General features: G+C 71.9%; 12 protein-coding genes, 2 tRNA genes and 1 pseudogene. 7 read left to right on the top strand and 8 right to left on the bottom strand.

Annotated elements, in window-relative coordinates; translation table 11 throughout:
* Together GFJ45_RS16225 and GFJ45_RS02080 are read left to right on the top strand one after the other, a co-directional pair.
* A pseudogene (locus tag GFJ45_RS16225) lies at nucleotides 1-266 on the top strand (hypothetical protein); the annotation flags it as partial.
* A 31-nt stretch (nucleotides 267-297) separates the two neighbouring features.
* The gene (locus GFJ45_RS02080; RefSeq protein ID WP_153393608.1) at nucleotides 298-528 is read left to right on the top strand and encodes a hypothetical protein; all 231 of its coding nucleotides are present in this window, start codon (nucleotides 298-300) and stop codon (nucleotides 526-528) included.
* Between the two features lie 84 nt (nucleotides 529-612).
* Here GFJ45_RS02080 and GFJ45_RS02075 read toward each other — a convergent pair.
* The 5 genes from GFJ45_RS02075 to clpS all read right to left on the bottom strand — a co-directional run bounded on the left by GFJ45_RS02075 (nucleotide 613) and on the right by clpS (nucleotide 3,484).
* Nucleotides 613-685, bottom strand: a tRNA-Glu gene (locus tag GFJ45_RS02075).
* Between the two features lie 105 nt (nucleotides 686-790).
* Nucleotides 791-862: transfer RNA gene (locus GFJ45_RS02070), tRNA-Gln, on the bottom strand.
* 71 nt (nucleotides 863-933) lie between these two features.
* On the bottom strand, nucleotides 934-2,502 hold the full coding sequence (gene gltX / locus GFJ45_RS02065) for a glutamate--tRNA ligase (protein ID WP_153393606.1): 1,569 nt from the start codon (nucleotides 2,500-2,502) through the stop codon (nucleotides 934-936).
* 46 nt (nucleotides 2,503-2,548) lie between these two features.
* Nucleotides 2,549-3,160, bottom strand: coding sequence for a DUF2017 family protein (locus GFJ45_RS02060; RefSeq protein WP_153393604.1), 612 nt, complete (start codon nucleotides 3,158-3,160; stop codon nucleotides 2,549-2,551).
* Nucleotides 3,161-3,484 (bottom strand): ATP-dependent Clp protease adapter ClpS, encoded by a 324-nt coding sequence (clpS, locus tag GFJ45_RS02055; RefSeq protein ID WP_153393602.1) that lies wholly within the window; start codon nucleotides 3,482-3,484, stop codon nucleotides 3,161-3,163.
* 23 nt (nucleotides 3,485-3,507) lie between these two features.
* On the opposite strand from clpS, the gene GFJ45_RS02050 reads away from it, so the two are divergent.
* Together GFJ45_RS02050 and GFJ45_RS02045 are read left to right on the top strand one after the other, a co-directional pair.
* Nucleotides 3,508-4,866, top strand: coding sequence for a nicotinate phosphoribosyltransferase (locus GFJ45_RS02050; RefSeq protein ID WP_228386364.1), 1,359 nt, complete (start codon nucleotides 3,508-3,510; stop codon nucleotides 4,864-4,866).
* A gap of 19 nt (nucleotides 4,867-4,885) precedes the next feature.
* Nucleotides 4,886-5,458, top strand: a complete 573-nt coding sequence (locus GFJ45_RS02045; protein WP_153393599.1) for an isochorismatase family protein — start codon at nucleotides 4,886-4,888, stop codon at nucleotides 5,456-5,458.
* 14 nt (nucleotides 5,459-5,472) lie between these two features.
* Here the strand turns inward: GFJ45_RS02045 and trhA are convergent, their stop codons facing one another.
* The gene (gene trhA, locus GFJ45_RS02040) at nucleotides 5,473-6,159 is read right to left on the bottom strand and encodes a PAQR family membrane homeostasis protein TrhA (RefSeq protein ID WP_153393597.1); all 687 of its coding nucleotides are present in this window, start codon (nucleotides 6,157-6,159) and stop codon (nucleotides 5,473-5,475) included.
* 154 nt (nucleotides 6,160-6,313) lie between these two features.
* Here trhA and GFJ45_RS02035 point away from each other — a divergent pair, with 154 nt between their 5' ends.
* Entirely contained in the window at nucleotides 6,314-6,931 is a 618-nt protein-coding gene (locus GFJ45_RS02035) for a LysE family translocator (protein ID WP_194288463.1), read from the top strand.
* Between the two features lie 6 nt (nucleotides 6,932-6,937).
* Here the strand turns inward: GFJ45_RS02035 and GFJ45_RS02030 are convergent, their stop codons facing one another.
* Nucleotides 6,938-7,300 carry a bleomycin resistance protein gene (locus GFJ45_RS02030; RefSeq protein WP_153393593.1) on the bottom strand — a complete coding sequence of 121 codons (363 nt, stop codon included), beginning with the start codon at nucleotides 7,298-7,300 and terminating at the stop codon, nucleotides 6,938-6,940.
* A gap of 133 nt (nucleotides 7,301-7,433) precedes the next feature.
* Between GFJ45_RS02030 and GFJ45_RS02025 the strand changes: the two genes are divergently transcribed.
* Both GFJ45_RS02025 and GFJ45_RS02020 read left to right on the top strand, forming a co-directional pair.
* Nucleotides 7,434-7,997 (top strand): dihydrofolate reductase family protein, encoded by a 564-nt coding sequence (locus tag GFJ45_RS02025; RefSeq protein ID WP_153393591.1) that lies wholly within the window; start codon nucleotides 7,434-7,436, stop codon nucleotides 7,995-7,997.
* A gap of 247 nt (nucleotides 7,998-8,244) precedes the next feature.
* Nucleotides 8,245-8,901, top strand: coding sequence for a class I SAM-dependent methyltransferase (locus GFJ45_RS02020; RefSeq protein ID WP_194288462.1), 657 nt, complete (start codon nucleotides 8,245-8,247; stop codon nucleotides 8,899-8,901).
* A 251-nt stretch (nucleotides 8,902-9,152) separates the two neighbouring features.
* On the opposite strand, the gene GFJ45_RS02015 is transcribed toward GFJ45_RS02020, so the two are convergent.
* The gene (locus GFJ45_RS02015; protein WP_153393587.1) at nucleotides 9,153-9,710 is read right to left on the bottom strand and encodes a dihydrofolate reductase family protein; all 558 of its coding nucleotides are present in this window, start codon (nucleotides 9,708-9,710) and stop codon (nucleotides 9,153-9,155) included.
* Nucleotides 9,711-9,762: the final 52 nt, after the last annotated feature.

Raw genomic sequence — 9,762 nt, 5'->3', positions numbered from 1 at the left:
GGGCGGTCGTCCCCGACCGGCAGGGCACCGGGACCGCGCTGCTGACCGCCGCGCCGGGGGTACCGCTGGAGCCGCGCTTCGGCCACGCCTCCGCCGACCGGCACGCCAGTGACGCCGCCCGGCTGGCGCTGCCCCTACCCGGCCTGCGCACCGACGTCGACGACCTCGGCTCGCTGCGGGAGGCGGCGCGGCTCGGCGTGGGACCGCGGACCGCCGCGGTGCTGGGGTCGGCGGCAGCAGCACTGACCGGCGAGGCCACGGCGTAGCGGCCACGGCCCGGCAGGAGGAGGCCAGAGGATGCAGGGAACCGTCCACGAGTTCGACCCCGCCACCGACACCGGGCGGGTGCTGCTGGACAGCGGCCGGGTGGTGCCGTTCGACGCCGGTGTCTTCGCCGCCAGCACGCTGCGTCACCTGCGGCTGGGGCAGCGGGTCAGCCTGCAGCTGTCCGGGGACCCGGAGCAGGAGGGGACCGTGGTGACCAGGCTGTGGATCGTCGGGATCGGCCCCGGGGAGACCATCCGCTGACCTGCGCCCCGGTCCCGGTTCGACGCCCCGGCCCCGGCGGACGACGAAGGCCCCCGACCGGGTGGTCGGGGGCCTTCGGGAGCGTAGCCCCGACGGGATTCGAACCCGCGCTACCGCCTTGAGAGGGCGGCGTGCTAGGCCGCTACACAACGGGGCCGTGCTGTTCCGGCTGGTCAGCCGAGCCGACACCTTACCCGATCAGCGCCTTCGCACCGAATCCGCAGCGCGGGCCGGGCGGGGATGACGAGCGGGCGTCACAGCGCTGGGGTACCAGGACTCGAACCTAGACTAACTGAACCAGAATCAGTCGTGCTGCCAATTACACCATACCCCAAGGGGGTATCCCCGCCTGGACTGGCACGTCCCGGGGACGTCCGGCCGTGAGCGGCGAACCGAGGAGTTACCTTACCGGTCGCTCCCGGCGGCGCCCAAATCGCCTCCGGCGAGCTCGTCCCGCAGCCGGCGCAGCCGGGCCAGCGTGGAGTCCCGGCCCAGGATCTCCATGGACTCGAACAGCGGCGGGCTGACCCGGCGACCGGAGACCGCCGCCCGCAGCGGCCCGAACGCCAGCCGGGGCTTGAGGCCCAGCCCCTCCACCAGCGCCTCCCGGAGCACCGCCTCGATCCGCTCGGCCCGCCACCCGGTGTCCGTCTCCTCCCCCGGCGGGTCACCGGCGGGACCGGAGACCGGCTCCAGCGCCTCGATCGCCGCGCCGAGCGCAGCCGGGGCGTCGCCCTTGAGCTGCTTGCGGGCGTCGTCGGCGACCTCGATCTCCTCGTCCGGCAGGTAGAACGGCGCGACCAGGTCGGCGGCCTCGGTGAGCAGGCCGATCCGGGTCTGGATCAGCGCGGTGATGTCGCGCAGCCGCGCCAGCTCCCCCGCCGTCGGCTGCGGGCCGAGCACGCCGGCCTGCTGCAGGTAGGGCAGCAGCCGCGCGGCCAGGTCCGCCAGCTCCAGCTCGCGGATGTAGTGGCCGTTGAGCCAGTTCAGCTTCTCCAGGTTGAAGACCGGGCCCACGGTGTTGACCTTGGCCCAGTCGAAGCGCTCGGTGAACTCGGCGAAGGTGAACACCTCACGCTCGGTGCCGTCAGCCTCGATGATCGGCGGGTAGCCCAGCAGCGCCAGGAAGTTCAGCAGCGCCTCCGGCAGGTAGCCCTGCTCCCGGAACCAGGTCAGCCGCGCGGCGGGGTTCCGGCGCTTGGAGATCTTGGCCTTGGTCTCGTCCCGCAGCAGCGGCATGTGGGCGAACTGCGGCACCGGCAGCCCGAGCCACTGGTAGAGCAGGATGTGCTTGGGGGTCGAGGAGATCCACTCCTCCCCGCGCACCACGTGGGTGATGCCCATCTCGTGGTCGTCGACCACGACGGCCAGGTGGTAGGTCGGGAAGCCGTCGGCCTTGAGGATGACCTGGTCGTCGGGCCGCGGCGCCGACACCTCGCCCCGGACCAGGTCGGTGAAGGACAGCTGGACGTCCTCGGGCACCAGCATCCGCACCACCGGCTGGTCGCTGAAGCCGGGCAGCTGCGCGCGCTCCTCGCGGGTCTTGCCGTGGCAGAGCCGGTCGTAGCCGGTGGGCTGCTTGGCGCGCTGCTGCTCCTCACGCATCTGCGCCAGCCGCTCGTTGCTGCACCAGCAGTGGTAGGCCTTGCCCTCGGCGAGCAGCCGCTCGGCGTAGGGGCGGTAGGTGTCCAGCCGCTCCGACTGCCGGTAGGGGCCGTGGGGGCCGCCGCGGTCCGGGCCCTCGTCCCAGTCCAGCCCCAGCCAGGAGAGCATGTCGTAGACCTGCTGCTCGCTGTCCTCACGGAACCGGGCGCGGTCGGTGTCCTCGACGCGCAGCACGAACTGCCCGCCCTGCTGCCGGACGAAGGCCAGGTCGAACATCGACATGTAGGCCGTCCCCACGTGCGGGTCGCCGGTGGGCGAGGGCGCGACGCGGAGGCGGACGGGACCGGGGCGGGAGTCGGGGGCGCTCATGGTGGCCCCGATTCTAGGCAGCCGGGCCCGGCCCCGCCCCGGGCCCTCAGCGCAGCAGCGCCGAGGTCAGCGTCTCCTGCAGCCAGGTGAGGAAGTCGTAGGAGGCGGCCTGCTGCACCAGGTGCGGGTCGACATCGGCCGGCTCCCGGCCGGCGAGCACCTCCTGGAGCATCTCGTGCAGGCGCTCGGCGTCCTCGTCGGTCTCCAGTCCCAGCCGCTCCCCCAGCACCAGCCGCACGTCGGTCAGCCCGACCACGAGTGCGTGCGCCTGGCCCTCGTCGAGGCTGACGACCGGCGGGTCGGCCTCCTCCAGTGCCGCCACCGCGGTGGCCAGCGTGGCCGCCTTGCGGCTGCGCAGGCTGTGCTGGGTGAGCCGGCGGAAGTCGGCGGCCTGCTCGGGGTCGTCGCGGTGCGCCGGCGGCAGCAGCCGCCGCAGCGCCGGGTCCTCCGGCTCCGGGACCGGCCCCTCGTCTCCCAGCCCGGCCACCAGCTCGCGCAGGCTCTCACCCTCCTGGCCGGCACCGGGCTCACCGGCGGACGGCTCCTCCGGGGCCACGAACCCCCGAGTCAGCCGCAGCAGCTCGAGGACCACCTCGAGCTCCTCGGGCTCCAGCTTGCCGACGAGCCGGCCGCCCTTCCGGCGGAACGCGGTGGCCACTCAGCCGGCCCTCTGGTAGGTCGCCCACAGCCCGTAGGCGTGCATCGCCTCGGTGTCGGCCTCCATGGTCTCCCGGCTGCCGGTGGAGACCACGGCCCGGCCCTCGTGGTGGACCTGGCGCATCAGCGCCTCGGCCTTGTCGCGGGGGTAGCCGAAGTGGGTCTGGAAGACCCAGGTGACATAGCTCATCAGGTTCACCGGGTCGTTCCACACCAGCGTCACCCACGGGACGTCGGTGTCCGGACGCTCCAGGACCGCGACCTGGCCCTCCTCCTCCGGGGCGGTCGGGGGGCCGCTGGGCGGCTCGGTGGGTCGCTCGGACACCCTGCCACTCTAAAGTCTGGGGGGTGAGCGCACCGAACCCGAGCCCACCGACCGGTCCCCGCACCAGCACCGCGCTGCTGACCGACCACTACGAGCTGACGATGCTGCAGGCGACGCTGGCCTCCGGGCACGCGCACCGGCGGTGCGTCTTCGAGACGTTCGCCCGGCACCTGCCCGACGGCCGCCGCTACGGCGTCGTCGCCGGCACCGGCCGGTTCCTGCAGGCGCTGGCGGACTTCCGCTTCGGCGACCCGGAGCTGGAGTTCCTCGGCGACACCGGGGTCGTGGACCGGCCCACGCTGGACTACCTGGCCGACTACCGGTTCACCGGCGACATCTGGGGCTACGCCGAGGGTGAGTGCTACTTCCCGGGCAGCCCGGTGCTGGTGGTGGAGTCGACCTTCGCCGAGGGGGTGGTCCTGGAGACGCTGGCGCTGTCGATGCTGAACCACGACTCCGCGGTGGCCTCGGCCGCCTCCCGGATGACCGCGGCCGCCGGTGACCGGCCCTGCATCGAGATGGGTTCGCGTCGCACCGAGGAGCACTCGGCGGTGGCCGCGGCCCGCGCCGCCTACATCGCCGGCTTCCAGGCCACCTCCAACCTGGAGGCCGGCCGCTCCCACGGGGTGCCGACGATGGGCACGGCGGCGCACTCGTTCACGCTGCTGCACGACGACGAGCGCTCGGCGTTCGCCTCGCAGCTGAAGAGCCTGGGCCTGTCGACGACGCTGCTGGTCGACACCTACGACGTGACCGGCGCGGTCGAGCTGGCCGTGGAGCTGGCCGGCCCCGAGCTCGGCGGCGTCCGGCTGGACTCCGGCGACCTGGTGTCCCAGGCGCACGAGGTGCGCGCCCAGCTGGACCAGCTGGGCGCCCGGGACACCCGCATCGTGGTGACCTCGGACCTGGACGAGCACTCCATCGCGGCGCTGGCGGCCGCCCCCGTCGACGCCTACGGCGTCGGGACCCGGGTGGTGACCGGCTCCGGGGCGCCGGCGGCCGGCATGGTCTACAAGCTGGTCGCCAGGGAGGGCGACTCCGGTGAGCTGGAGGCGGTGGCCAAGGCCAGCCGGGACAAGACCTCGATCGGTGGGCGCAAGTTCGCGCTGCGGCGGCGCAACGCCGCGGGGGTCGCCGAGCGGGAGGTGCTCGGGATCGGGGAGCACCCGCACGACGACGGCGACGACCGGTCGCTGCTGGTGCCGCTGGTCCGCGGCGGCGAGGTGGTGGCCGCCACCGACGCCCACACCGCCCGCGAGCACCACGCGATGGCCCGGGCCGAGCTGCCCTCCCGGGCGCTGCGGATGTCCCACGGCGACCCGGCGATCCGCACCGTCTACCAGGACGAGGGCTCCCGGGTGGAGGTCGAGGAGGACGCCTGAGCCGCTCTATCGTGGCGGGATGAGCTCTCGTGCCCTGCTGATCGTCGACGTCCAGCACGACTTCTGCGAGGGCGGGTCGATGGGGGTCGACGGCGGCATCGAGACCGCCCGCCGCATCAACGAGCACCTCCTGCGCCACCGCGGTGAGTACGACCAGGTCGTGGCCACCGCGGACTGGCACCACGACCCCGGCGCGCACTGGTCCGAGGAGCCCGACTTCGTGGACAGCTGGCCGGTGCACTGCGCGGCCGGCACCCGCGGCGCCGAGTTCCGCCCCGAGATCGTTGACGCCCTTCAGGTGGCGGCGGTGTTCCGCAAGGGCCACCACGACGCCGCCTACAGCGGGTTCGAGGGGCACACCGAGGAGGCGGGTCGGTCGGTGGCGCTCGCCGACTGGCTGCGGGAGCGCGGTGTCGACACGGTCGACGTGGTGGGCATCGCCACCGACCACTGCGTGCGGGCGACCGCGCTCGACTCGGCCCGGATGGGCTTCACCACCCGGGTGCTGCTGGACCTGACCGCGGGGGTCGCCCCGGAGACCACGACGGCCGCGGTGGGGCAGATGCGCGAGGCCGGCGTGGACGTGAGCTGAGCCGCTGCGTCTCGTCAGGCTGGCAGCACGTAGCGGTACATGAGCAGGAAGTGCAGCGCGGCGGCGAGGATCACCAGCAGGTGCCACAGCTCGTGGAAGCCGAACGCTCCCGGGACAGGGTTGGGTCGCTCGATGACGAAGATGACGAAGCCCACGCTGTAGACCAGCCCGCCGGCCGCCATCAGTGCCAGCGCCCCCAGCGGCACCTGCACCCCCGAGCCGACCAGCGCGACCGGCATCCACCCCAGCACGATGTAGAGGGTGCTGGTCACCGGCTTCGGCAGCTGGCGCCATACCGAGCGCAGCACGATGCCGACGACGGCGATGACCCAGACCGCTCCGAGCACCGCCCAGCCGAACGTGGTGCGGTAGAGCACCAGCACGATCGGCGTCACGGTGCCAGCGATGAGGAAGAACACGGAGGTGTAGTCGAGGGTGCGCAGCAGCTCGTTGACCCGGGGTCCCCGGTCGAGGGCGTGGTGCACCGTGCTGCAGACGAACAGCGTCACCAGTGAGGCGCAGTAGAGGCTGAGCCCCACGATCCGCCACGGGTCGCCCTGCTCCGCGGCGTGTGCGAGGAGGATCGCGCTGCCGAGCACGGCCAGGCAGGCCCCTACCAGGTGGGACAGCGTGTTGATGCGCTCGTCGGTGACGTGCACGCTCCCGTCCCGGCTGCGGGGGATCTCGACGCTCGGGCCCACGGTTCACCTTCCGGTCGGTCTCGTCGCGCTGCCGGTGACAGCAGGATGCCAGGCCGGCGAAGAGGTGTCGCGACGCGGCCGCGTCCGCGCCGCACCGGAGCGCGACGGCGCATTTCCGCCAGCCGTCCTGGTGGACGGTCGCAACACTGCCAGCATGTCGTTCGCACAGACCGTGGCTCTGGTCACCTTCCTCTTCCCCCTCGCCTACAGCCCGGGACCGGGGAACCAGTTCTTCGCTGCGCTGGGAGCCCGGGCGGGCCTGCGGGGGTCAGTGCCTGCACTGGCGGGCTACCACCTGGCCACCTGGCTGGTGACCATCGCGATCGGCGCGGGGGTGGGGGTGGCGTTGCTGAACCGGCCGGGCCTGTTGGCTGCGATGGCCGCAGCCGGCGGCGTCTACATGGTCTGGCTGGGATGGCGGTCCTGGCGCGCCGCGGGTGAGGGCGTGCTGGAGGACGGCGGCCGTCAGACCGCGTCGACGCCCGGGTTCGCGTCGGGGGTCCTGCTGCTCCTCCTGAACGGGAAGGCCTACGTCATCATCGCCCTCATGTTCGCGGCCTTCCCAGCCGCCGGGGATCTGGCCAGCACCGCATGGGTGACGACCGTGTTCACCCTCAACAACCTCGTGGCCTTCGTGGCCTGGGGGGCGCTGGGGGCCACGGTCGCCCGGTGGGCTCATCGCACCAGGGCCGTCACGACCGTCGACCGGGTCTTCGCCGTCGGCATCGTGCTCGCCGGACTGTGGCTCGTGCTGAGCGCGCTGCGTTCGTAGCGGCGGTCACGTCCGCTGGATCAGCCGCAGCAGCGTCCCGTCCAAGTCGACGAGGGCACCGATCCGCAGGCCGGACGGCTCACGGTGCAGCGGGTGGATCCGCGGCCAGCCTTGGGTGGCCTCCGGGAGCCCGGCGGCACGGCAGACGTGAAGGAATGCCTCGGCGTCGTCCAGGCGTAGGCAGCAGCTGAAACCGCTGGTCGCCGGGTCCAGGTCCGGGTCGGGGAAGAACTCGAGCATCACCGTGCCGCGCGTCAGGATCATCCAGGACTCGTCGCGGTAAGCCTCCCGGAAGCCGAGACTCGAGTAGAACCGTGAGGTGGCAGCGGGGTCCCGGGCCGGCAAGTTGGGCGTCGCGTGGTCGACCATGGCTGACGGTAGCGCTCGGTGCCTCCGGTGGCCTCCTGGTTTCCGTGGCAGCAACGGGAAGGAGTGCCCCATGACAAGCTCAGTGTGAGGCGTTGCCCCGTCATCGTCGCTGCCGTGCGACGATCAGGAGGCCATGCTGATCTACTCGATGAGCGTCTCGGTGGACGGCTTCATCGCCGACCGCGAGGGCGCGTTCGGGTGGACAGCCCCGAGCGAGGAGCTGTTTCGCTTCCACCTCGCGCGGGTGAGCGAGCTCGGCGGCTACCTGTGCGGCCGCAGGCTGTACGAGACGATGCTGCCGTGGGAGACCGACCCGTCGATGCGCAGCGACGAGCTCCGGGCCGCGTTCGCCGACGTCTGGAGCGCGATCCCGAAGGTCGTCTTCAGCCACACGCTGGACAGTGTCGTGGGCAACGCCCGGCTCGCCGAGTCCCCGGTGGCCGAGGAGGTCGCTTCCGCGCTCCAGGCGACCGACAGGGACGTCTCGATCGGCGGCGCCGGCCTGGCGGCGGCTGCGATCGCGCTCGACCTCGTCGACGAGCTCCGCATGGTCCGTTACCCGGTCCTCGTCGGTGGTGGCACGCCGTTCCTGCCGCCGGTCACCGAGCACCTCCCGCTGGCGCTGACCGAGACCCGCACGTTCGGCTCGCGCGTGGTCTACGAGTGCTACCGGCGCGTCCGCGCTGAGTCGGACTGACCCGCATCCCGACGCCTGGCGGTGAGGCCCGTCGTCCCGCTTGATCCGGCACGGCCGGGCGGTCAGCGGGGATGCGGCCGTTTCTACCGCCGGTACTGGATCGAGACCTAGCTCGCTGGCACCGGGCTGGCGCCACCAGACGAACCAGTGAGCTGGCGATGCTGTCCACGGTCTCGGGTGTCTCCTCACTGCCAAGGCGGTGCTCGTAGCCGCTCCGTCCACCCGGGCGGGGCCTAGGCTCAGCACGGTGACCACACGTCGACGCAGCCCCGAGCCGCAGGACGGCATCGACTCGGCCAACCGCCGCACGGTCGACTCCTATGAACGGATCGCCCGGGAGTACGCCGAGGACACCGCCCCTGACTCCTCTGGTGCGGCAGCGTTCAGCCGCCACGGCCTGCGTCGACTGGTCACCGCGGTGCCAGCCGGTGGCACTGTGCTCGAAGTGGGCTCGGGACCTGGTTGGGACGCCGACTTCGTCGAGTCGCAGGGTGTCGCGGTGCGGCGAACCGAGGTCGCGAGCGCCTTCATCGACTTCCAGGCTGAACGGGGCAAGCGCGTCGAGAAGCTCGACGTCACCAGCGACGAGCTCGGCGGCCCGTACGACGCGGTGATGGCACTGGCGGTGCTGCAACACCTCGACCGGGCCCAGCTCCCAGTATTCCTGCGCAGAGTGGCCGCGGCCCTGCAGCCCGGAGGGGTCTTCCTGGTCGCGATCCGCGAGGGACTCGGTGAGTTCTGGGAGGTCGGTGACTCGGGCAACTCCTACTTCACCGTGCTCTGGACCGAGCCCGCCTTCCGCGCCCTGCTGGAGAACGCCGGGCTCACCATCGAGTGGACCTTCCCTGGCGATGACGCCAGGGAGAGCAACTGGCTGATGCTCCTGGCGCGCAAGGAGTCCTGAGCCCTCCTCGGGCCTGTGGCGCGACGGTTCGCAGCCCTGAGACCCACCCTCGAACGACGACCTCAGAGCTTCCGTGTTCGCCGCGGTCCCAACACTGGTGCTGACCGGCAACTGGAACGGACGAGTACCAGGCGACCGCGAACCAGTTGGCCGCTGCTGAGGCTGCGCCTGTTCCACGTGCCAGGAGCCGTCGCGGCCGGACCGGGCTCAGCTGCGCCGGCTCGGCCCGCAGCGTCACCAACCGGTGCGACTCAGCGCGTCCGGTAGCGCGCGTAGATCAGTCCGCTGTCGAAGGCACGCTCCTCGACCAGCTCGAGGTCGAGACGAACACCGTCGGGGAAGAACCGCGTGCCGCCGCCGACCACGCTCGTAGTGATGAAGAGGTGGTACTCATCCACCAGACCAGCCGCGATCGCCTGGGCCGCGAGAGTCGGCCCGTCGACGGTCAGGTCGTCATCAGTCTCGGCCTTGAGCTTGCGCACCGCGTCCGGGTCGAAGGTCCGCTCGATCCTGGTCTTCGCGCTGGACACCGACTCCAACGTCGTGGAGTACACGACCTTCTCCGCGGCCTGCCAGTCACGGGCGTACTGCAGGATGTGCGGCGGCTGGTCAGGCTCGGTGTGCGCGGTCTCCCAGTAGACCATCGTCTCGTACATCCGTCGGCCGTAGAGGTACGTGCCGACGGAGCGGAAGACGTCGTTGATGAAGGTATGCACCTCCTGGTCCTCGGCTCCGGCGCCGAGGTCGCCCTCCGCCGCCTCGGCGTAGCCGTCGAGCGAGGTGACCATCGAGTAGATGAGCTTTGCCATGCGTCTCCTCCGGGCACGAGCGCGTCAGTCTGCCAGCGGCCCTACAGGCCCT

This window comes from Ornithinicoccus halotolerans, from assembly GCF_009602535.1.
Lineage (GTDB): Bacteria > Actinomycetota > Actinomycetes > Actinomycetales > Dermatophilaceae > Ornithinicoccus > Ornithinicoccus halotolerans.
The sequence above is the reverse complement of the archived record's forward strand: the minus strand, read 5'-3'. Positions and strand labels throughout refer to the sequence as shown.

Excerpts from the sequence above, each read along its gene's own strand:
- GFJ45_RS02080 (WP_153393608.1), top strand. The coding sequence starts at position 298 with ATGCAGGGAACCGTCCACGAGTTCGACCCCGCCACCGACACCGGGCGG.
- gltX (WP_153393606.1), bottom strand. The coding sequence starts at position 2,502 with ATGAGCGCCCCCGACTCCCGCCCCGGTCCCGTCCGCCTCCGCGTCGCG.
- GFJ45_RS02045 (WP_153393599.1), top strand. The coding sequence starts at position 4,886 with ATGAGCTCTCGTGCCCTGCTGATCGTCGACGTCCAGCACGACTTCTGC.
- GFJ45_RS02035 (WP_194288463.1), top strand. The coding sequence starts at position 6,314 with ATGTCGTTCGCACAGACCGTGGCTCTGGTCACCTTCCTCTTCCCCCTC.
- GFJ45_RS02030 (WP_153393593.1), bottom strand. The coding sequence starts at position 7,300 with ATGGTCGACCACGCGACGCCCAACTTGCCGGCCCGGGACCCCGCTGCC.
- GFJ45_RS02025 (WP_153393591.1), top strand. The coding sequence starts at position 7,434 with ATGCTGATCTACTCGATGAGCGTCTCGGTGGACGGCTTCATCGCCGAC.
- GFJ45_RS02015 (WP_153393587.1), bottom strand. The coding sequence starts at position 9,710 with ATGGCAAAGCTCATCTACTCGATGGTCACCTCGCTCGACGGCTACGCC.